This is a genomic window from Prevotella sp. RM4, assembly GCF_000701965.1.
Taxonomy (GTDB): domain Bacteria; phylum Bacteroidota; class Bacteroidia; order Bacteroidales; family Bacteroidaceae; genus Prevotella; species Prevotella ruminicola.
Genome location: NZ_JNKG01000007.1, coordinates 170,131 through 190,386, shown reverse-complemented (window position 1 = coordinate 190,386; position 20,256 = coordinate 170,131). Strand labels below are relative to the sequence as shown.

The window sequence follows — 20,256 nt, the reverse complement described above, 5'->3', positions numbered from 1 at the left end:
GTGGATTCCACAAGGCTTGTGGAAAAGAAAACATGTGAAATATCGCATTCTAAAGGAAAAATTTGCGCCACAACTTAATTTTCAAGTTAATTATTTGGTAATTTCAGAAATAGTTCTTATCTTCGCAGCGAGGTAACATAAACTTCTCGAGAGATGAAGAAGAGTAGTATTATTGAGGCAAGACGTAAGTTGGTCAATCCAGTTGTCCGTCAGAGAGTAGAACTCTCTTTCCAAATCGTGGATCGAATCCACGAGATACTTGAGTCAAAGGGGCTTAAGCAGAAAGACCTGGCAATGATGCTAGGCAAGAAAGAGGCAGAAATCAGCAAATGGATGCGTGGAACTCATAATTTTACGATAGACACGCTTGTATCTATTGAAAACGCTCTCGGTGCACCCATCTTGCAAGTGGTGCATCAGGAAATAAAATATCCTGATTATGAATATGAACCCATGATGGCCTCAGAACCCGTACCGCCCCCAAAGCCATAATAGATAGGTCAGTTCCGCAATACATTTTATGATCACTTTAAAATCAGCCCAAATGTACAACGGGGCTCAATTTATAAGGTAATTCCTTCGTTCATAACATTTATAAAGAAAGGTGTTTTGAATGGTCGGTTTTATTCGTTCTACAATCTCTGGTCTTCGCATTACCTTTATATTTCTGCGGCAAAGATAAGAAGAAAACGTGAACTTTGCAAATATTTAGGGAAAAACTTACCAACCTGCGGGGAGGACGATATTGGGGACTTCGTGAGCTTTGGCAAACAAGGGCGATATCTCCTCGTTGGTAAAGCCTGCGATACCGCAACCTACACGAGTTACCAGGAACGTAAGGTCAGGTCGGGTTTTAGCAAACTCAATGAACTCATCCACATAGGGTTTGATGGCATCTACGCCCCCGTGCATTGTGGGAATGCCGTAGCTCTTTCCTTGCAGACCTACACCTTGGCCCCAGATAGCACCAAACTTACGATAAGCCAATAGCGCTGCTCCGCCTCCATGGGCTCCAGCCAGGTTGCTACCAAATACAAACACCTCGTTTTCTGCAAGGTCGGTTATACGTTCAGGGGTTACTCTTTTCTGTTCCATATACTTGTTTTTAGAAAGTCATCGGAGCAAAGATACAACATTTTCTTGAAAACAAGTGGTACATCACACTTTTTCTTTATAAATTCTTTTGTATTACAGAAGAAGTTGTAAATTTGCAGCGATGTTTGAAGACGAGATCAAAGAATACGAGAGCATCCGAAAGGAGTATCAGCAGAAGATAGCCGATAGGATGGGCAAGAAACAGTGGATGGAATATAACGAGATTCTGTTCTCTGCGCATTCTTGTGCTATTGAGGGCAACTCGTTTACGGTTGACGATACTCGCATTCTGCGTGAACAGGGCATGGCCATGATTCCTGTTGGTCACTCGTTGTTGGAATGTACCGAAATGGCTGACCATTTCCGTGCATTCGACTATATGGTTGAAAACTTGGAACATCCGTTTGACGAGGCCCTACTGAAGGAGGTGAACCGCTTGGTAACCGAGCATACCATTGCTTATCGTGCACAGGGTGCCATCGCAGGTGAATATACGACTGAAGATATGGCAGCAGGTGATACGGTATTTGGCGACCACGAAACGCTGATCGCTCGTGTACCCAGTTTGATGTCTTCGACCCAAAAGGCTATCGATGATAACCAGCATCCAATGATAGTTGCTGCAAAGTTTCATGGCTACTACGAATATCTGCATCCCTTCCGTGATGGCAATGGACGCACAGGTCGATTGTTGTCGAACTTTATATTACTTCGTGCAGGTCATCCCCTTCTGATTGTGAAGCTTGAGGATCGCTCTGCCTACATCTCTGCTCTCAAAAAGATTCGCACTGAAGGCACAGACGAAAGGCTACGGGTAGGCGAGCTTAGCTCGGGAATGTTCCTAGTTTCATTTTTCTTCCAGACCGCCATCAAGCGCATGAAAGAAGAACTTGCCCAAAAACGTAAGAATAGCATCCCTAAGATGTTCTTCTAGGGGAACCTGCTACTGATGACATGTCTTCTGCAATGATTATAAAAGTTTGATAATCTCGCGGCATCAAGAGTTTTCGTTCATAATTTAATCCCTTCGTTCATAACATTTACATAGAATGGTGTTTTGAATGGGCGATTCTCCCATTGTTTGCGAAGCATAATCATAGGGCTGATGGGAACTCCTGTGCTAAGTTCTATATCATATAGAGCTCCAGATACTGCATCTTCTCTTTTAAAATCTCTATAATCACCCTCAAGAAGAACAAGCACGTCAATATCACTATCAACACGAGCATCCCCTCGTGCTTCAGAACCATACAGAATTGTCGTTGCCGTGGGCTCAATCTTCTCTATGGTTATTTTTATTTGCTCTACAATCTCTGTTCTTCGCATGAATCTTCTACTTTATCACAAACTATTTCAGAGAACGGTCCATTGCTGAAATATCTCCCCTCCATAACTGTTATCTTTGCCTGCAAATATAGAAAGATTATTCGAACTTTGCAAATATTTATGGAAAAATATCCTAACGAGTAGTCCTCATGGCCAATGCTATAGCCTCGCCAACTAAAGCCAGGTTAGCAAGCAGATAGTGACTCTGCCCCAACCAACTGATAGTACTACCAGCGATTTCTGCCGTTTTGAGTAGTTGTTTGCGAAATTCCATATCGCCCAGATTAGTGGCACATCCTATCGCAAAAGCAGTGCCCGATGAACTCAGATTCATGATGATAGGCCCCGCATCAATATCCACACCCAACCAGCAACTATGGTCGTGATATTCCTTGATTCCACCAACTGGGAATGTCTGTTTAAAATGCGTCTTCAACAGTTCATATTGCTCCATGGCAAAGCCCTTATCAACCAGCGACAGATAGTAGCAATTAAGTGAAGAATACGAACCTTTAATCGAAGGTGCGACCTTTAAACTATCACCATCCACTTCCAGGAACGATGCCAACAGTCCCGTCTCTTGGTCTATCCATTCTCGTTTAGCCCTTTCTATCCACAACTTCACCGTTTCAGAATATCTTCCACCATTCTGCTTGGCATAATAGTTCAGCGCCACTATAGCCACTAGCATATCTGGCACATAGATGCTCTCACCTGGATACGTAGGCAGATTCAGATATATGCTTTCACGAATTCTGCGATTCATCGCCTCGCACAACGCGCGATACTCCCAATCGTACTTATCATCGCCCCCTATCTCCTTATATCTACTGATCATCCATGCCAGATGACTATAATACGATATGTGGCTCAACTCGCCATAAATACCATCCATTGGATCCTCACCCCAACGCAAGGCATCATATTCACGAATCTCTTCCGACAGAGCGATATCGATAATCTTGTCAATGTACTTTAGCGACACCTCTTTGTTCTGAGGATACAGCAAAGCGATATTAGCCAATGCAACAGATGTCATCGAGCATGTGTACAATGCCCACTCCCCCTTGAACTGTCCCCCGATACCACTCGGCATCTCATCCATCACTTGTTGTGGTGACGAAGCCACCCTCTCCGTCAGATAATTCGCCCTCCGGATAATATCCTTCCTTTCACTATCCCAATCACCAAGCCCACTAGTGGCACATGTCACCCATAGCATCTTTACGATAATGAGTGAGGCAATAACTGCTATCGTTATAAGCATTATCCTAGGTCTGCGACGTTTCTTATTTAGGGCTCCACTCATGTACAAGTGCCTTTAGGTTTTTTACCTTTTCTTCCCCAAGTCCAGGCGAATAGAACAATCCCAGCACATAGATATAATCTTTATCTACTACGTATTGCTCGTAGAATTTATAATATCTATCCATTCCTTCCAGATAAAAGTAACCCGGATGTTTATCTATCATAGTTATCGAGTCCTCATGTATCTTTCTTAAGCCCACAGAAAACTCTACCGCCGCACTATCATCCATATGGGCATCATTCGGATAAGAGAAGCATTTCAAGAACACTTCACACCCAGCAAACGAGTAGTCAAACCTCATGTTACGGTTATTCAGAAGCGAACTATCTGGCACAAAATTATCAGGATACACCACCTTAAAAGTCGGATTGCTTAACACAAACGTATCCAACTTCTCCCAGGTAATCATCTTTACCTCACGATACCTTGGTATTCTCACCTGATGGCTCTCCTTATACCAATACATCATCATCAATATAATGCCCGCCAATGCAATTAATCCAATTATATACTTTTTCATATCGCCTGTATTGATTACGTTTACAAAAAAACTAAATTATTCATATATTGATGGTCATATAATAATCTTTCCAAGTACTTGTATCTTATTAGTGCATTCTTGTTTGTTGGCATATTATTATCTAATTTGACGCTAAATTATGTAATTGAAGCGAACTCTATGTTTGCGTCCTTAAATTGATAATTAATGAATAAAGCTTTAGAGTCATAGGTAATCTATTTTACTAGATGCATTGTATGGTAGACTACTTAATGAAACACCCGTATTTAAGCATACATATTCTACGCTCATATATCCATTCGTATCAATAGTTATTCTAGTTTGAAACTTTACTTCGCCTGCTTTCCCCTTGGGTAAGTTATTCATTGGTATTTTAACTAAGGGTTCATTCTCGTTTGCTTCATCTGAATTACCATATACTACATCACAAATTATGCTTGTCTGATTATCGATTACAGTATATGTTTCTACTTTTTTGGTATATGGAAGTTCCTGCCCTTGTTTGATTATATTCAATGTTTTATCGTCTATTCCATTTATTCGACATCTCATCCCAATATTTGCTTTCAGAACAGGTTTAGTACGTTTCGTATTAACAACTACCGTATTAAGCTTTGTTATTGAGAAATCTTTCCTGATATTATCTACATCAGTAACTGACAAAGGCTTTTTTATCCGGGTATGATCCATTGATTCATACTCTTCATGTAAAAAATCAAAGCAGTTGAAGAAATTTTCGGAAGAAACATCTTCGAATTTCATATGGCAAAAATTAGTAACGACAGGCAATTCCTCACGTATTTTTACAAACTGTTCAAGGAATGCAGAGCAGACATTTTCATCATTTGTAACAATAATATTCTCTGCATTCCGAGCTTCAGCAGAGTAAGTCCAATTATATGAACCTGTCACTAAGACTTTATTATCAAATATACAGAATTTGTTATGCATCAGAATCTTTCGGGTATTCATAAATCTGAGCGACCCTCCTTTTGCAATAAAAGAAGAAAAGTCCAATCCGTTTGGACCACAATTTATGATGTCCTCTACTATTATAACCGACACTTTTACACCCCGGTCTAAAGCAAGCAGCAATGCGTCAAACAAATCACGATGAGTAAACCAGGCGACAGCAATCGATATCTCCGAGTTTGACATTTCAATGAATTTTGTGATTGTTAGTTTTATCTGGGAGAAATATGCATATATCATCGTTATATATTGTTTGAATTTACAACATCATCAAACCTCTCACTAACCTCTACCATCCAATCGGGGAGGTTCTTTAGGGCTTGGTATACTAATGCATCTGGCATTTTCTTGTAATAGGCATAGGCCATGGGGCCTGCGATGGCGGCGAGGGTGTCAGAGTCACCTCCTAAAGAGATGGCAAGTTTGATACAGTCGACATAATCCTTGGATTCCAGAAAACAAATCATAGCAGGACCAACGGTACCGGCACAGGTGGAGTTGAAGGTGTATCCATCGTGGAAATCTGCATACTTCCGATTGGCCCAGTCGGGATAATACTTATTCAACAGATGTTCGCGAACAAAGTCTTTATCCTTGCCACTCTTTAGATGGAAAATAGTGAGAGCCGTAGCTATTGCACCTTTTATACCTTCTGGATGGTTGTGGGTTGGGATGGCTGTTGCTGTAGCCATCTTAATGCACTCTTCTTCTGTTTTGGCTAACCAGCCTGCTGATGAGCACCGCATAGCGGAACCATTGCCAAGACTACGATAGGGTTGTGGTTTGTGACTAGCCATCCAGAGTTTGAACTTGCTACCAAAACCTGCATGGCGATGTTCGTTAGCACATTTCCAAAGATTCATCGTCATATCCAAATTATCGATAAAGGCTTCTGCACAAGCAAAGGTAAGCACGGTATCATCGGTGAAGTGTGCCCTCGAACTGAACAACTTCACCTTATCATAATCCTTTATGCGGAGTGATCTACCTTCGTAAGCACTACCCGCAATATCGCCTATAGCCTCGCTAATCAGATAATTCTTCATAAGCCCTTAGTTATCAACAGTGCAAATATACAACTTTTTCCAGAATAGAATAGATTTTAATCGAAAAAAGTTGATTTCACAAGGCTTGTGGAAAAGAAAAACACCATCACACGATGAGGAGTGATGGTGTGTATATAATGGAATGATTAACCTTATTTTATTCTTCGAATAAGTGTTCGAGGATTCATTCTGGTATCCCAAACATCTACAATATATACAGTATCTTCTGTTTCTTCTTCCCAAACTACTTTAGCCATGGAAACTTCTCGTAAAGATGATTTGTTACCTCTTCAGAAGTAACCCATTTAACCTCTCCTTTCTCCAATCTCTCCTCAAATCTGTCGATTCTTGCAATAGCCTCTTCTTCTGAAAATGGTCCATTGCTGAAATATCTCCCCTCCATATCTATTATATCTTTCTGACTGCAAATATAGAAAGATTATTTGAACTTTGCAACAAATTTTGAAAAAAGGCACAAAAAAAATCGCAACAGGTTTTTGGCCTATTGCGATTTGATACTTGGGGGTGGATGCTCTACGATCCTACACAGCTGGTGGCGCCGAGGGCGGTTACGATGGCTGTGGCGATGGATGCAATCATCTGGACGATGAACTTCAGTGTTTCTTTCTTTGTCATAATGATTTAGGTTATATGGTTAATACTTTGTGTTTCATGGTAAAAATGGTGGGGCTTGTGCCCCAACCATTAGTCGCCAATGGGCTCGTGGCCACCGCCGCCGGTATTACCGCCACCGCCAGTGTTTCCACCGCCACCGGTATTGCCACCCTGAGTGCCGCCACCGGTATTACCTGGCTTATCATCCTCGATAAGCTGGCCAGCAAACGCCTCGGCATTTACAAACTCGGCCTTCTTGATGAACTCACGGCTTGAGATGTTGGTCTCGGCCTCCTGATCGGGCAGGAATCGGATGTGGAGGGCCTTCAGGTTCTTCTGAGGTGAAAAGTCCTCCTTCTTCAGAGCACCACCCTTCTCGTTCTCCAAGGTGGTAAAGAAGATGCCCAGACCGTCGATCTTGACGCGCTTGGAGTTCAGGAGCATCTCCAACAGACAACTACGGAACTTCTCCAGCACTCCGAACACCACGTCGGGAGTGTAGATACTGCCGTGCTCGGCGATGTGGTTGGCCATCTTACGAGTGTTCAGCGTCTCGACGGTCTTGCTGTGGGCAAACCACTTACCGAAAATCTTGGAATTCTTGATGTTGTTTTGCTTCAACAGATAAAAGATCTTTGCCATAATGTGTAAAAGGTTTTAAATGGGTTAATTATTAAGTTTGACGATGCAAAGGTACTACTATAGAATGTAATCTACAAACTTTTTTGGCTTCCACTTAGTTAAACAGTGTTAACAAAAATCAGCTACCACTTCATCGTTCACAATCCGTAACTTCGTGATTTACGATCTAACGGATATCGATGAGATAAGTGCCACCTCGTTCCAGGCACGCAGTATCACAGTAACATAACCGATTTTGCCTGTTCTGCAGAAAAACTGGCTATATTGAATATTATATATATTAAATATATATAATATTTATAATACTATAATTATATATATTACCACCTATCGCCGCCTAACCTACTCGCAGTATCGTAATGTTACTGTGATACTGCGTGGAAACAGATACATCAGAACAAAAATTGCGCATAAATCTTGTATATCTAAGAATTTTGCAATACCTTTGCAATATGGAATATTACATATGCCCATTCAGGATAGCAAGCAGCGAGAAATGGTACGCCCAGCCCGATGGGTTTCAACCACAGGAAGTCCTGGCGACAGTGACGCGAGATGACTTCCTACGACAAAACAAAAAATTACTATTCACTGACAAAAGCGGCAACCACATCTATTCGCACAAATACATATACCAACCCAAGGATGGCATAGCCGTACTTAAACTAGCAAATAGATACGTAGATAGTGATGATGAAGAATTCTGGAGAAAGCGGCCTTGGGAAGACCGGTTCTTTACAGTTATCGTCATAGTCAGTAGAAAGGATGGTACTTGTTTCTATGTTGAGGATAACGAGCGTGCATTTGATAGGGTTGAAGACGTGGTGAAGATACTGTGCAGAGGGCTTAACCATAGTCTGTCGAGTCATCAATTATTTATAGGTTCTGATTACAACTTCATCAAGCAAACCGATAACTTTGCCCTGATGTCGGCTTGTGCTATTATCAACCAGCAACTTGAAGACTCACTCAACCTTCAGTTTGGTACATGCGACGCGATGAAACATGAGTATGACGAGAATGCCCTATTAGCAGCACAACTGTTTACCAGCGCCTTAACCGACCAACGCAAAGCCAGCATGGTTATATCGTTGCTCTACGAACTTACCAAAGGCAGAAATGATCGGAAAGCGCTGATGTGCGGGCTACGAGCGGCTATGGATGCGGGGGTGATAGTAAAACCAAGCTACAACGATTTTATTACGGTGTTTAACTGTGGTCATCTGGTATCAAAAGAGCAGTATAGCACTTATACCAACCCGAATTATAACGGATACAAGAAATACGAACTCTACAAAAACGCCTACATCAGATTCAAACAAATAAAGGAGTCAGCCATCTAAACACCCCAAAACGTTTAACTTTTCTGAACTTATCACAACTATTCTGGTCAAATCGGCACTCGGCCGAAATAATCAGTTTTTTTATTTGCTCATATCAGCCGGATGCTATATTTTTGCGGCCGCTGAGCACAACAATAATTAAAAACCTGAGACAGGCATGGGCCCATTCTGTTTCTTAAACTTTAACAACAATGAAGCAGAACAACAATGAAGTGCAGTACATTTGGCACGACGGGGCTACTATCCCCGAAGACCTGCTGATTAGCATGGCTAAAACAGCAGGATGTTACGAATCGGCTAAGCCTTATCTATTTTCGTTGATGGCGCATGGCCTTAACCATGGTATCCGCAACTATATATATAAGGTAAACGAGATACGTGATTATTACCACGTGGTACCTATCCCCATAGCCAAGGAGATGGGACAGGACACTACCTGCAACCAAACCCATCACGCCGATGTGGCAAGAAAGCTATACAAAGCCATGAACCAGGAAGGTCGGGAACTGGTAGTAACCAACAGTCTGAAGCTACTGCTAACCAATCACCGCAACCTATTCTGCTCGAAAACCGATTGGGCGGGTATCTACCTGGTAATCAAGGACAGGCTGAATGGACGAATAAGCAAAACCCGATTTACACGACTGATGATGAACCTTACCCGCGACTGGTGGCCCGGGGAGCTACAGATAGGCGAACGCACACTGAGTAACTTTGGTAGATGTGTGGCCTACAAAGACCGATTGGAAGCTTACTACGACATGGATAATAACCCATGGGCCGAACTTTGCGACACCTATTGGAACCTACTGATGCAACAGATTCTGACGCAGAACTGACGCTGTTTATCGCCCATCGACGCAAATAACGACGCGATTCTGACGCACTGACGCATCAGCCCCACCACCTATTTATTTCATCATATCTTTGCATCGTCAAAAAGAAATTAAAGCGAACAAGTATGAGAAAAATTGAAGAAAAAATCACGGTTACAACCAAGCCCAACGGCTATGCGTTGACAGTAAACGAGAAGGAGTATTTATACTTTAACACGTTAGATCTGGTAAAGGGTGTTTGCATTCACGTGGGATTGGGACGAAAGAGTCCGACCACCAAGTATGGACGCGATGCGATACTGAAGGCTATGGGCGATGGAAGTCTGGAGCGCAAGCTACAGAAAGAGGTAAACGAACTGAAATCACAAGTGTTTAATTTAAAGAACGCGCTGCATGAAAGCAAAGAAGAACAAAAGGGGAATAACGGTCAAGAAGGGCTGTATCTCATGTAAGTGGAAGATGTACGATGGTGAGGGCAACCGCATCTGTACCCTGTTCCGTAACAACGAGAAAGGTTACTGCAACAAATGGCGCATGACCCAAGCCCTGAGGAATGCCGGTACACCATATGGCAACATTCATACCAAACCCTATCTGCGCTATGCCATGGAGATAGCACAGGACGAGCAAAGGTGGATAGCCCAAGGTTACAACATCACCCCCACCCCGATCGAAGAGATGCGAAATAACTATTTAAAAGAACATAAAACTTATAACATCGATTTTTAACTAACTTATGAAAAAGAAACTTATCAACATTCAGGACATCACCGTAGTTATGAACCGTGCATCGAGAGGCCTTACCATTGAGGGCGTTATGTTTATCGACAAGCACACACACCATCTGACGTTCAAGCCTTACAACCTGGCCAAGTATCAGCCTGGCTACTACCAGCGAACCAAACCCAAACTGATTAAGAAACTGCCATGGGGAGCACTTAAACAGAGTATTCGCAACAACATTCTGCGACTGAGTGTGCCACAGGCGTTGGGAACAGCGCAAACCATAGCCATCTTTAACGACCATGTAGCCCAGGCCAACGATGCGCTGATTGATTTAGAACTCAAAGAGTTCTGCTAGACATTGACCATTGAACATTGAACATTGAACATTGAAAATTAATTATGGGATTTTGTTATCAGAAGAACTTTAGTAATCCGACGTTGCCGGTTGACGAGGCCCAGTTCTGGGCCCTCGTCAAGGCAGAAAAATGGAACGAGAACATTGATAAGTATCGTGAAACTGGCGACGCTGCGTTGAAGCGAAAACTGCCTGCGTTTATCTTCCAGGCTACGTTCGACGAGACCACATCGAAAGCGGGCAAAGCTGGTGCCTGGCGCAAACAGAGTGCCACGCAGTTAACGGGATTAGTGGTGATGGACGTGGATCACGTCGAAAAACCTCGTGAGGTATTCGACCAATGGGGATTAGGCACGGATGAACACGGCTTTATAAATAAAGACGCGGCTGGGAGAATACTTTTGGTGTATATAACGCCTAGCGGAAAAGGGCTGAAAGTTGTGTTTAAAGCTGATGTGGCAGTAGGCAACCTCATCGACAACCAGCATGCCATGGCAAAGGTGCTTGGGGTGGAGGTTGATGAGAGTTGCAAGGATGCCAGTCGTATGAGCTTCATCTGTAAGGAATCGGATATTTTGTATTTAAACAAAGAACTTTTTACGTATGAGAACAAGGAATTTGCTGAGCGATATACTGCTCTATATCGAGACGGTCATAGCCAGGCTACGAGAGAGGATTTAGCAACCACCGGCCGCGCGGGGCGTGACAAGGGACAGGGCCCAGTCACATCCTGTGACAGGTACCAGTCCCCAGTCACACCGTCCCTAGTCACGCCAGTCACAGAAAAATCTTTCAAAGGGGTTGCGTATTCGGATATTATTGATGAGTGGTGGCGGCAGAATGGAGGGGTGCCACAGGAGGGCGAAAGGAATGTAAAACTGTACCAGTTGGCGGTGAGCTTGAGGGCGATTTGCGATAACAACCGACAGTTGTTGATGGAGATTATGCCACGATTGGGACTGAGCGAAGAGGAGGTTCGCAGCATTGTGGAGAGTGCCTGCAAGGAAACGCCAAAAGGTCTTTCAAAAGCCATGCGGAGTGTGCTGGAGGAGAATAAGAATCCGTCTGAACAATCAGAACACGATATCGACCAATGGCTGTGGGATTGGGGCGAGCAGATTGAGGGGCTGTTTGACGACTTCCCGATACTGCGCGACATTTGCAAGGGATTGAAACGCAACCAGTATGCCTCGGCCTTGTTTGTGAGTGGTGGATTTATGATGACGTTGATGACGCGATGCCGATACAGCTTTTATCATCGACCAGAAGAATTGCGACGCCTGAACTGCGAGGTGATGGTGATTGGCGATCCTGCCAGCGGAAAGAGTTTTGCTACCCGATTGTACAAACTGCTGATAGCTCCGATTATCGCCGCCGACCGTATAGGTAAGGATGCCATCAACGCTTATCGCGAACAGATGAAAACCAAGGGTGCCAACAAGGAGAAACCGAAGAAACCCAAAGTGGTGGTACGTGTGCATCCTGCCCGCACCAGTAATGCCCAGTTTATTCAGGACATGGTGAATGCGGTTGAAGAGGTGGATGGCGAGCCCATGCAGTTGCACATGCTCACTTTTGATACTGAGCTGGACAATACCCTCTCGATTCAGAAAGGTGGTAGTTGGATTGACAAGCAATCGCTGGAGTTGAAAGCTTTCCACAACGAGGAGGACGGTCAGGCTTATTCGAACATGGACTCGGTGATTGAGAACTTCTGCGTAACCTGGAACTTTATATATACCGGCACGCCACTGGCCCTGAAGGCAAAAATAAACGAACGCAACTTTGGATCGGGATTGGCCACACGATTAACCTGTATCCCCTTGCCTCCCACTAACTTTGAGATGATGACCCGCGAAAGCGTGGTTGACCGTGAGAGCGACCATCGACTAAAGGAATGGGGTGAGAAGTTGGACCGTATGAAGGGTGTGCTGAGTGTAGAGAAGATTGTGGATGAGCTGTACGACTGGACGGCACGTCGCATGGCCGATGCCAAGGAGAACAACTCGAAAGCCGAAGAGATGCTGCTGAAGCGTTGTGCCTACCACGGACTAAACTTTGCCGCCCCGTTTATTGTGATGCGCCATTGGGAACAGATGCATCAGGATGGTGCCTACTACTGCGGAGAGTTTGAGACCGACGAGGTGGATTGGAAGTTGGCTGAGCTAATCGTCAACATACAGTACGCCTGTCAGCGCCACTTCTTTCTGGCTATGGCTGAGAAATACTTCGACGACCAGCAACGCGATGTTTTAACTACCACCCACCGAAGACAGAAAACGTACGATGGGTTTAACCGATTACCCGAGGAGTTTGCGGTTGACGACGTGATGACTTGCTTTGCCATCTCGAACCCCACGGTGGCACGTGTAAAGATCAGCCGTCTGATGAAAGACCATCTGATAGAAAAGACAGACGAGTTTGTCGACAACGGCACCACCAAAGCCATCTACAGAAAGGTTGGTGCCATGTGTTAATCGCAGTATCACAGTAACATTTACATTAAACATTTACATTAAAGATTAAACATTAAACATTAAAGATTATGGAATCTATAGTGCAGCTTAATAGTAATGCCAAACTCTCCGAGCATTTTGTGCTCGGGGAGTTTACCAGGAGCAAGTATCCTGAGGTGTATAACATCCCCAGTCACGAGGCGATAGCGAACCTCACCAAGCTCTGCCAATGGCTTGAGTTTTTGCGAGAAAGGGCCTTGCAACCTATCATCATCAACTCAGGCTATCGATCGCCGCAATTGAATAGGAAGGTTGGCGGGGCGGCAAACTCGAACCATCTAACGGGGTGCGCGGTGGATATACGCACATCGGGCTACGAACAGGCCATACAGTATGCAGCCATATTGATAGACTATGCCAACAAAAACAATCAGCAGTTTGATGAACTGCTGATTGAGAGGAATCGTTATGGGGCCGTATGGTTGCACTTGGCAGTACGCCCCAAGGATAATCGTAGAAAAGTGCTGTTTATAATTACTTAAACAGCAACTGGGCGAACTGGTAGAGGCTGCGGCGCCAGGTTTGCCACTCATGGGCGGTCTCGGGTGAGATGTATGAGTGGGCGTTAATGCCAATTTTCTTCAGGCCCTCGGCGGCGTTGATGACGCTACCCTCGCCTTCGGCCATGCCCTTCTCCTTACCACCGGCACTCATAAACAGCACCTTGTTGGTTGCCTTGAAATCGGGTACGTCGGTGAGTTCGTCGGCACCAATGGTACCACCACTGAAGATACCTACATAAGCAAAGGTCTTAGGATTGTTGAGTGTGATGCCGTGGGTCTGCATGCCACCCATCGACAAACCTGCCATGGCGCGATGATCGGCATCGGCAATCACACGGTAGTTCTTCTCAACCATAGGGATGATATCCTTAATGAGCACCTCTTCGAATGCACCACCCATGCGGCGGGCCATCTTAGCAAAGTCGGCACCGCTCATGCGTGGGCGCTGACCACCTGCTGGACGTGCTCCACCCTGTGGACGCTGACCGCCTGGACGTGGACCACCAAAGCCCATAGGCTGCTCGCCTGGCTTGCGGGCATTCAAACCATTGTCCATAAAGATGATGAAAGGTTTAGCCTTGCCAGCGGCAATGAGGTTATCCATAATGATACCTGTCTTACCTTGTGCGCTCCATCCTGTCTCGTTCTCGCCCATACCATGCTGCAGGTAGAGTACGGGGAACTTCTTAGTGGGGTTGGCATAATACTCGGCGGGCAGATAGATATAGCCGTGGCGCATCTGCTGGGTTACTGATGAATAGTAGTAAACCTCGTTGACAGAGCCCTGAGGCACGTTCTTGACGGTATAGAAGTCTTCGTCGGCGGCAGGGATATCGATACCGCTACCCCAACGGCTGGCACCGTAATAGTATTTGCTGCCTGGATCGGGTACTGAGGCACCATCGATGTTGAGCTGATAGTAGTGGAAGCCCTCGTCCTGTGGAGCCGACTCACCAGTCCACACACCGTTAGCATCCTTCTTCATCTCGTACTTCACACCACCGATGTCGAGCTTTACGCTATTAGCCTCGGGGGCCGAAATCTGAGCGCGAACCATGCGCTGTGAATTTACCATGGGATACTGTTTTCCCTCCTGATTAGTACTTGCAGGCTTAAAGTCTTCAGTTACTTGGGCACTTGCCGATACAGCCACGAAAGCTGCCATTAATAAAAGAGTTTTCTTCATATATTTATAACAATTGTTAGGTTTATTATGTTACTTGTTTGACACCCGAGAGGGCAAAAAGTAAAATGCCGCCTGCGATAGTTAATGAAGATTAACAAATAAAAAAGAGCACCCTTATGCAGGATGCTCTATTTATAATAGTGTTTAGGGATTGCTTACTCGGCAGTCTCCTCGTCGTTAGCCTTGAAGTTCTCGAGGTCCTCAACCTGGAAGGCCTTGATGTAAGCAGCCTTACCAAGAATATCCTCTTCGGCCATGCGAACATATACGTTAGCGCTCTTAGCGAACAGCTCAGGAGCCTTAGCAGCATCGCGGAGGATGAGCAGACACATCACGAGCTCGGCTGTCATGTCGTAGAGACGACGAGCCAGGAAGTCGTGAGCATCCTGATTGTCGAGAGCCTTAACAGCGGCGAGAGCCTCCTCGTAAACAGGGATGAGCTTCTCGACACGGGCCTTGAGGGCAGCGTTAGCCTCAGCAGGCAGTGCAGCCAGCATGTCCTTGATGTTGTTGAGCATAGTGCCGTTGGTGATGTAGCGGATAGCAGCTACAACCTGCAACTGGGTGGTACCCTCGTAGATAGAGAAGATACGTGCGTCGCGGAACAGGCGCTGGCTCTTGTACTCCATGATGAAACCTGAACCACCGTGGATGCTGATAGCATCGTAAGCGTTCTGGTTGGCGTACTCTGAGTTCATACCCTTGGCCAGTGGTGTGAATGCATCGGCCAGGCGCTGGTACTTCTTGAGCTCCTGCTTCTCCTCGGGAGTAAGCTTGCGGTCGCGCTCGATATCCTCCAAGCACTTGTAGATATCAACGTAAGCGGCTGTCTCGTACAGCAGTGAACGACCAGCATCGAGCTTAGCCTTCATGCGAGAGAGCATATCGTAAACAGCGGGGAAGTTGATGATCTTATCACCGAACTGCTGACGCTCCTTTGCGTAAGCCAGACCCTCGTTGTAAGCCTCCTGCTCAACACCTACACTCTGTGCAGCGATACCCAGACGGGCACCGTTCATCAGAGCCATCACATACTTGATCAGACCCAGACGTGTGCTACCGCAGAGCTCGGCCTTAGCGTTCTTATAGGTGAGCTCACAGGTAGGTGAGCCGTGGATACCCAGCTTGTGCTCGATGTGACGAACATCAACACCGCCCTGGCGCTTGTCGTAGATGAACATTGACAGACCACGTCCGTCCTTGGTGCCCTCCTCAGAACGAGCCAGCACGAGGTGGATGTCGCTATCACCGTTGGTGATGAAGCGCTTCACACCATTCAGGCGCCAGCAGTTCTCCTTCTCGTCGAAGGTGGCCTTCAGCATCACACGCTGCAGGTCGGAACCAGCATCAGGCTCGGTCAGGTCCATACTCATACCCTCACCAGCGCAAACGCGGGGGATGTACTTCTGACGCTGCTCCTCGCTACCGAACTCATAGAGGGTATCGATACAGCTCTGCAGGCTCCAGATGTTCTGGAAACCGGCATCGGCTGAAGAAATCATCTCAGAGAGCATAGAGAACACTGCGTTAGGCAGGTTCAGACCGCCGTAACGGCGAGGCATACTTACACCCCACAGACCAGCCTTACGGGTGGCGTCGAGGTTCTCGTAAGTCTTAGAGGCGTAGATCATACGACCATTCTCGAGGTGTGGACCTTCGAGGTCGACGCTCTCAGAGTTTGGCTCGATGATATTGGCAGCCACGTCGCCAGTGATGTCGAGAATCTGCTTGTAGTTCTCGATGGCATCGCCCAAGTCAACGGGAGCATAGTCATATTCCTTTGCATCAGCAAAGCCTTTTTCCTTCAGCTCAACGATACGAGCCATCAGGGGGTGGTTCAAGTAGAACCCGATCTCAGGATGATCGCTATAATAGTTTGCCATAATTATTCTTTGTTTTCTTGATTCTTCTTATATATTCTACCTCCTATTCTTGCACCAACAGGGATACCGCAAGCATAAGCGCCGATGTTTACTATCGCAGCACCTGCATGCTGGTCGATTGTCATCAGATAATACGATATACCGAGCAGTACGATGGTACAGAGAATGAGGAAATAATCTAAAGCTTTCATCTTACTTTGAGTTCTGCTTGTAGTACTTGATCAGTTTAGGTACAACCTCCTCAACGGTGCCAACGATTACGTAGTCGGCAATCTTGTTGATAGGTGCATCGGGATCGCTGTTTACAGAGATGATGATACCAGAATCCTGCATACCAGCGATGTGCTGAATCTGTCCAGAAATACCACAGGCGATGTAAACCTTTGGATGAACGGTAACACCTGTCTGACCAATCTGACGGTCGTGGTCCAACCAGCCCGCATCTACAGCGGCACGAGAACCACCAACCTCACCATGCAGCACCTTAGCGAGCTCGAACAGCATGTCGAAGTTCTCCTTAGAGCCAACACCATAACCACCAGCAACAACGATAGGAGCGCCCTTCAGGTTGTGCTTAGCAGCCTCTACGTGGTGATCCAGAACCTTTACTACGAAAGCCTCGGGGCTAACATACTTGCTTACCTCAGGATAAACAACCTCCTTCTTGCACTCGCCATCGTACAGAGCCTTCTGCATGACGCCTGAGCGTACTGTAGCCATCTGTGGACGGTGGTCGGGGTTTACGATGGTAGCTACGATGTTACCACCGAAAGCAGGACGAATCTGATAAAGCAGATTCTCGTAGGTCTTACCAGCTTTCTTATCCTCGAAAGGACCAATCTCCAGCTCTGTGCAGTCGGCAGTCAGACCAGAGGTCAGTGAAGACGATACACGTGGACCGAGGTCGCGACCGATAACGGTAGCACCCATCAGGCAGATCTGTGGCTGCTCCTCCTTGAAGAGGTTAACCAGAATATCAGTGTGGGGAGCTGAGGTGTAAGGGAACAGGTCCTTAGCGTCGAAAACAAACAGCTTGTCAACACCGTAAGGCAGAATCTGATCCTCGACCTTGCCCTTGATGCCTGTACCGGCAACAATGGCGTGGAGCTCTACGTTCAGTTCATTGGCGAGCTTGCGACCCTTGGTCAGCAGCTCCTGAGATACTTCCTGTACCTGAGTACCTTCAATTTCGCAATATACAAATACGTTATTAGCCATATCTCGTTATCCAATGATTTTCTCGTCCAACAATTCTTTGATCATTCCCTCGATATCAGCATCAGAAGCCGTCAAAGTCTTCGACTCCTTAGCCTGGAACACGATGTTCTTGATGGCCTTAACCTTGGTAGGTGAGCCACTCAAACCGCACTGGTTTACATCGCCATCCACGTCGGCCACGCTCCACTGGTTGAGTGTGAGCTCAGGGCGCTGCTCGTACAGATAGTCGTAGGCAGTACCCTCGGCAGGACGCTCCATAGGACAGGTAGCGCGCTTGTACTTCATCACCAGCTTAGCGTTCTGGGGACGACAAGGAGCAGCACTTCCGTTAACAGTGATTACAACAGGCAGAGGAGCCTCAACAGTCTCAACACCACCGTCGATCACACGCTTGATGGTAGCCTTACCATCCTTTACTGAGAGAACCTCCTCAGCGTAAGTTACCTGGTTGAGACCCAGCTTCTGAGCCACCTGAGGACCTACCTGAGCGGTATCACCATCGATAGCCTGACGACCACCGATAACGATGTCAACATCGCCAATCTTCTTGATGGCAGTAGCCAATGCGTAAGAAGTAGCGAGGGTATCAGCACCAGCGAAGAGACGGTCGGTAAGCAACCAACCAGTATCAGCGCCACGATATAATCCCTGACGGATAATCTCACCTGCACGTGGAGGACCCATCGTGAGGATTCCTACTGTTGAGCCTGGGTTCTGCTCCTTCAGGCGAAGGGCCTGCTCCAGGGCATTCAAATCTTCTGGATTGAAGATGGCGGGAAGGGCTGCACGGTTTACGGTGCCTTCGGCAGTCATTGCATCCTTACCCACATTTCGGGTGTCTGGCACTTGCTTGGCCAGCACAACAATCTTTAAAGCCATATTTATTAATAATGTGAATGAAATTTCAAAATCGGCTGCAAAAATACACTTTTTTGAGCATACAGCCAAATAAAATGCACAAAAATACGCCGAATGTGCACAAATCGAGCAATTTGTGCAATTAAATAAGTACGAAAGTTTGCTTAATTATGCCAAAATGTTGTAATTTTGCAGCCGAAAAATGAATATTGAGATGAAAAAGTACATATTTATTGCTTTTGCGTGTCTTTTTGGCAACGCTACCATCCAAGCGCAGGACAAGGTAGAAACAACAGTAGAGGCCGACGTGGTAAGTCAGTATATCTGGCGTGGTATGGACTTGGGACATGTATCGCTACAGCCCACACTGGCCGTGAGTTACAAGGGATTAACACTCGAAGCATGGGGCAGCGTAGGACTGACTGACAGCAACGACACACGCGAGTTTGACGTGGCCTTGAAATACACCACCGGCGGATTTAACTTCGGCATTGGCGATTACTGGTTTAACGAGGGTCTTGACCCGCAGAACCGCTATTTCCGTTACAATGCACACTCTACCAACCATGTGATTGAGGCCAACGTAGGTTACGACTTCGGTCCGCTGGCATTACAGTGGTACACCAATATTGCGGGTAACGATGGCTTTACCTGTTGCGATCATCGCGCCTACAGCAGTTATGTAGAGGCCACAGCCCCCTTTAAGCTGGGTGGATGCCAGTGGCAGGCCACAATAGGTGCCGTGCCCTTCTACACCACCTTTTACGATGCCGAGGGCTTTATTATAAATAATGTGACACTGCGTGCCGATCGTGATATCAAAATTACCGACCACTTCAGTCTGCCCGTGTTTGCCCAGATTACAGGCAACCCAGCCAGCGAGCACGCTTATTTTGTATTTGGATTTAAGTTAAAAGCATTCTAAAACATTATGACAAACGGAATATACACCATCGTACTGCTCATATTGAGTAATGTGTTTATGACCTTCGCCTGGTACGGTCATCTGCGCCTGCAACAGTCGGGCATTTCGAGCAACTGGCCACTGTATCTGGTGATTGCCTTTTCATGGATGATTGCCTTTTTCGAGTATTGCTGTCAGGTACCAGCCAACCGCATCGGATTTATCGACAATGGCGGTCCGTTTAACCTTGTACAGCTAAAGGTGATTCAGGAGTGCATATCGCTGGTAGTATTTGCCGTGATTGCCAACTTCTGTTTCCAGCACGAGCAACTGCACTGGAACCATGCCGCAGCAGCACTCTGCCTGGTGATGGCGGTATACTTTGTATTCATGAAACCGTAAG

General features: G+C 46.0%; 25 protein-coding genes. 11 read left to right on the top strand and 14 right to left on the bottom strand.

Annotated elements, in window-relative coordinates; translation table 11 throughout:
• Positions 1–153 precede the first annotated feature (153 nt).
• A complete protein-coding gene (locus T499_RS0102015) occupies positions 154–492 on the top strand; it encodes a helix-turn-helix domain-containing protein (protein WP_052173299.1) in 339 nt (112 codons plus the stop codon).
• 228 nt (positions 493–720) lie between these two features.
• On the opposite strand, the gene T499_RS0102010 is transcribed toward T499_RS0102015, so the two are convergent.
• The gene (locus tag T499_RS0102010; protein WP_033149543.1) at positions 721–1,095 is read right to left on the bottom strand and encodes an A1S_2505 family phage non-structural protein; all 375 of its coding nucleotides are present in this window, start codon (positions 1,093–1,095) and stop codon (positions 721–723) included.
• A 121-nt stretch (positions 1,096–1,216) separates the two neighbouring features.
• On the opposite strand from T499_RS0102010, the gene T499_RS0102005 reads away from it, so the two are divergent.
• A complete protein-coding gene (locus T499_RS0102005) occupies positions 1,217–2,029 on the top strand; it encodes a Fic family protein (protein WP_033149542.1) in 813 nt (270 codons plus the stop codon).
• Positions 2,030–2,106: 77 nt separating this feature from the next.
• Here the strand turns inward: T499_RS0102005 and T499_RS0102000 are convergent, their stop codons facing one another.
• The 8 genes from T499_RS0102000 to T499_RS0101975 all read right to left on the bottom strand — a co-directional run bounded on the left by T499_RS0102000 (position 2,107) and on the right by T499_RS0101975 (position 7,525).
• A complete protein-coding gene (locus tag T499_RS0102000) occupies positions 2,107–2,421 on the bottom strand; it encodes a nucleotidyltransferase domain-containing protein (RefSeq protein WP_033149541.1) in 315 nt (104 codons plus the stop codon).
• Between the two features lie 133 nt (positions 2,422–2,554).
• A complete protein-coding gene (locus T499_RS0101995; protein ID WP_157054472.1) occupies positions 2,555–3,688 on the bottom strand; it encodes a hypothetical protein in 1,134 nt (377 codons plus the stop codon).
• A gap of 22 nt (positions 3,689–3,710) precedes the next feature.
• Positions 3,711–4,250: a hypothetical protein gene (locus T499_RS0101990; protein WP_033149540.1), complete on the bottom strand. Its 540-nt coding sequence runs from the start codon at positions 4,248–4,250 to the stop codon at positions 3,711–3,713.
• Between the two features lie 204 nt (positions 4,251–4,454).
• Positions 4,455–5,462, bottom strand: a complete 1,008-nt coding sequence (locus tag T499_RS0101985) for a phospholipase D-like domain-containing protein (protein ID WP_033149539.1) — start codon at positions 5,460–5,462, stop codon at positions 4,455–4,457.
• Positions 5,463–5,464: 2 nt separating this feature from the next.
• Positions 5,465–6,268: an ADP-ribosylglycohydrolase family protein gene (locus T499_RS0101980; protein ID WP_033149538.1), complete on the bottom strand. Its 804-nt coding sequence runs from the start codon at positions 6,266–6,268 to the stop codon at positions 5,465–5,467.
• 244 nt (positions 6,269–6,512) lie between these two features.
• Entirely contained in the window at positions 6,513–6,671 is a 159-nt protein-coding gene (locus T499_RS14565; protein ID WP_157054471.1) for a hypothetical protein, read from the bottom strand.
• Positions 6,672–6,802: 131 nt separating this feature from the next.
• Entirely contained in the window at positions 6,803–6,904 is a 102-nt protein-coding gene (locus tag T499_RS14560) for a smalltalk protein (protein WP_013064575.1), read from the bottom strand.
• A gap of 69 nt (positions 6,905–6,973) precedes the next feature.
• Positions 6,974–7,525, bottom strand: a complete 552-nt coding sequence (locus T499_RS0101975) for an HU family DNA-binding protein (RefSeq protein ID WP_013063062.1) — start codon at positions 7,523–7,525, stop codon at positions 6,974–6,976.
• 545 nt (positions 7,526–8,070) lie between these two features.
• Here T499_RS0101975 and T499_RS0101970 point away from each other — a divergent pair.
• From T499_RS0101970 to T499_RS0101940, 7 genes are all read left to right on the top strand, one after another.
• On the top strand, positions 8,071–8,868 hold the full coding sequence (locus T499_RS0101970; protein ID WP_157054470.1) for a hypothetical protein: 798 nt from the start codon (positions 8,071–8,073) through the stop codon (positions 8,866–8,868).
• A gap of 191 nt (positions 8,869–9,059) precedes the next feature.
• Positions 9,060–9,707 (top strand): hypothetical protein, encoded by a 648-nt coding sequence (locus tag T499_RS0101965; RefSeq protein ID WP_033149536.1) that lies wholly within the window; start codon positions 9,060–9,062, stop codon positions 9,705–9,707.
• A gap of 122 nt (positions 9,708–9,829) precedes the next feature.
• Positions 9,830–10,156, top strand: a complete 327-nt coding sequence (locus T499_RS0101960) for a hypothetical protein (protein ID WP_013064224.1) — start codon at positions 9,830–9,832, stop codon at positions 10,154–10,156.
• Complete coding sequence (locus T499_RS0101955; protein WP_139294865.1) at positions 10,098–10,433, top strand: hypothetical protein; 336 nt, start codon at positions 10,098–10,100, stop codon at positions 10,431–10,433. Before T499_RS0101960 ends, T499_RS0101955 begins: the two co-directional genes overlap by 59 nt.
• 7 nt (positions 10,434–10,440) lie before the next feature.
• Positions 10,441–10,785 carry a hypothetical protein gene (locus T499_RS0101950; RefSeq protein WP_033149534.1) on the top strand — a complete coding sequence of 115 codons (345 nt, stop codon included), beginning with the start codon at positions 10,441–10,443 and terminating at the stop codon, positions 10,783–10,785.
• A gap of 44 nt (positions 10,786–10,829) precedes the next feature.
• Complete coding sequence (locus T499_RS14380) at positions 10,830–13,262, top strand: BT4734/BF3469 family protein (RefSeq protein ID WP_198021228.1); 2,433 nt, start codon at positions 10,830–10,832, stop codon at positions 13,260–13,262.
• Positions 13,263–13,330: 68 nt separating this feature from the next.
• A complete protein-coding gene (locus tag T499_RS0101940) occupies positions 13,331–13,783 on the top strand; it encodes a D-Ala-D-Ala carboxypeptidase family metallohydrolase (protein WP_052173295.1) in 453 nt (150 codons plus the stop codon).
• On the opposite strand, the gene T499_RS0101935 is transcribed toward T499_RS0101940, so the two are convergent.
• From T499_RS0101935 to T499_RS0101915, 5 genes are all read right to left on the bottom strand, one after another.
• Entirely contained in the window at positions 13,776–14,990 is a 1,215-nt protein-coding gene (locus T499_RS0101935) for an alpha/beta hydrolase (RefSeq protein ID WP_033149532.1), read from the bottom strand. The genes T499_RS0101940 and T499_RS0101935 overlap by 8 nt on opposite strands.
• Before the next feature lie 155 nt (positions 14,991–15,145).
• The gene (locus T499_RS0101930; RefSeq protein WP_033149531.1) at positions 15,146–16,873 is read right to left on the bottom strand and encodes an acyl-CoA dehydrogenase family protein; all 1,728 of its coding nucleotides are present in this window, start codon (positions 16,871–16,873) and stop codon (positions 15,146–15,148) included.
• Between the two features lie 2 nt (positions 16,874–16,875).
• Positions 16,876–17,064, bottom strand: coding sequence for a hypothetical protein (locus T499_RS0101925; RefSeq protein ID WP_033149530.1), 189 nt, complete (start codon positions 17,062–17,064; stop codon positions 16,876–16,878).
• A 1-nt stretch (position 17,065) separates the two neighbouring features.
• A complete protein-coding gene (locus T499_RS0101920; RefSeq protein ID WP_033149529.1) occupies positions 17,066–18,091 on the bottom strand; it encodes an electron transfer flavoprotein subunit alpha/FixB family protein in 1,026 nt (341 codons plus the stop codon).
• A 6-nt stretch (positions 18,092–18,097) separates the two neighbouring features.
• Entirely contained in the window at positions 18,098–18,970 is an 873-nt protein-coding gene (locus tag T499_RS0101915) for an electron transfer flavoprotein subunit beta/FixA family protein (RefSeq protein ID WP_013064028.1), read from the bottom strand.
• A gap of 181 nt (positions 18,971–19,151) precedes the next feature.
• Here T499_RS0101915 and T499_RS0101910 point away from each other — a divergent pair, with 181 nt between their 5' ends.
• On the top strand, positions 19,152–19,874 hold the full coding sequence (locus tag T499_RS0101910; RefSeq protein WP_084162854.1) for a TorF family putative porin: 723 nt from the start codon (positions 19,152–19,154) through the stop codon (positions 19,872–19,874).
• Between the two features lie 6 nt (positions 19,875–19,880).
• Entirely contained in the window at positions 19,881–20,255 is a 375-nt protein-coding gene (locus T499_RS0101905) for a DMT family protein (RefSeq protein WP_033149528.1), read from the top strand.
• Position 20,256 lies beyond the last annotated feature (1 nt).

Coding starts and splice junctions, on each gene's coding strand:
- T499_RS0102015 (WP_052173299.1), top strand. CDS start 154: ATGAAGAAGAGTAGTATTATTGAGGCAAGACGTAAGTTGGTCAATCCA.
- T499_RS0102010 (WP_033149543.1), bottom strand. CDS start 1,095: ATGGAACAGAAAAGAGTAACCCCTGAACGTATAACCGACCTTGCAGAA.
- T499_RS0102005 (WP_033149542.1), top strand. CDS start 1,217: ATGTTTGAAGACGAGATCAAAGAATACGAGAGCATCCGAAAGGAGTAT.
- T499_RS0102000 (WP_033149541.1), bottom strand. CDS start 2,421: ATGCGAAGAACAGAGATTGTAGAGCAAATAAAAATAACCATAGAGAAG.
- T499_RS0101995 (WP_157054472.1), bottom strand. CDS start 3,688: ATGCTTATAACGATAGCAGTTATTGCCTCACTCATTATCGTAAAGATG.
- T499_RS0101990 (WP_033149540.1), bottom strand. CDS start 4,250: ATGAAAAAGTATATAATTGGATTAATTGCATTGGCGGGCATTATATTG.
- T499_RS0101985 (WP_033149539.1), bottom strand. CDS start 5,462: ATGATATATGCATATTTCTCCCAGATAAAACTAACAATCACAAAATTC.
- T499_RS0101980 (WP_033149538.1), bottom strand. CDS start 6,268: ATGAAGAATTATCTGATTAGCGAGGCTATAGGCGATATTGCGGGTAGT.
- T499_RS14565 (WP_157054471.1), bottom strand. CDS start 6,671: ATGGAGGGGAGATATTTCAGCAATGGACCATTTTCAGAAGAAGAGGCT.
- T499_RS14560 (WP_013064575.1), bottom strand. CDS start 6,904: ATGACAAAGAAAGAAACACTGAAGTTCATCGTCCAGATGATTGCATCC.
- T499_RS0101975 (WP_013063062.1), bottom strand. CDS start 7,525: ATGGCAAAGATCTTTTATCTGTTGAAGCAAAACAACATCAAGAATTCC.
- T499_RS0101965 (WP_033149536.1), top strand. CDS start 9,060: ATGAAGCAGAACAACAATGAAGTGCAGTACATTTGGCACGACGGGGCT.
- T499_RS0101960 (WP_013064224.1), top strand. CDS start 9,830: ATGAGAAAAATTGAAGAAAAAATCACGGTTACAACCAAGCCCAACGGC.
- T499_RS0101955 (WP_139294865.1), top strand. CDS start 10,098: ATGAAAGCAAAGAAGAACAAAAGGGGAATAACGGTCAAGAAGGGCTGT.
- T499_RS0101950 (WP_033149534.1), top strand. CDS start 10,441: ATGAAAAAGAAACTTATCAACATTCAGGACATCACCGTAGTTATGAAC.
- T499_RS14380 (WP_198021228.1), top strand. CDS start 10,830: ATGGGATTTTGTTATCAGAAGAACTTTAGTAATCCGACGTTGCCGGTT.
- T499_RS0101940 (WP_052173295.1), top strand. CDS start 13,331: ATGGAATCTATAGTGCAGCTTAATAGTAATGCCAAACTCTCCGAGCAT.
- T499_RS0101935 (WP_033149532.1), bottom strand. CDS start 14,990: ATGAAGAAAACTCTTTTATTAATGGCAGCTTTCGTGGCTGTATCGGCA.
- T499_RS0101930 (WP_033149531.1), bottom strand. CDS start 16,873: ATGGCAAACTATTATAGCGATCATCCTGAGATCGGGTTCTACTTGAAC.
- T499_RS0101925 (WP_033149530.1), bottom strand. CDS start 17,064: ATGAAAGCTTTAGATTATTTCCTCATTCTCTGTACCATCGTACTGCTC.
- T499_RS0101920 (WP_033149529.1), bottom strand. CDS start 18,091: ATGGCTAATAACGTATTTGTATATTGCGAAATTGAAGGTACTCAGGTA.
- T499_RS0101915 (WP_013064028.1), bottom strand. CDS start 18,970: ATGGCTTTAAAGATTGTTGTGCTGGCCAAGCAAGTGCCAGACACCCGA.
- T499_RS0101910 (WP_084162854.1), top strand. CDS start 19,152: ATGAATATTGAGATGAAAAAGTACATATTTATTGCTTTTGCGTGTCTT.
- T499_RS0101905 (WP_033149528.1), top strand. CDS start 19,881: ATGACAAACGGAATATACACCATCGTACTGCTCATATTGAGTAATGTG.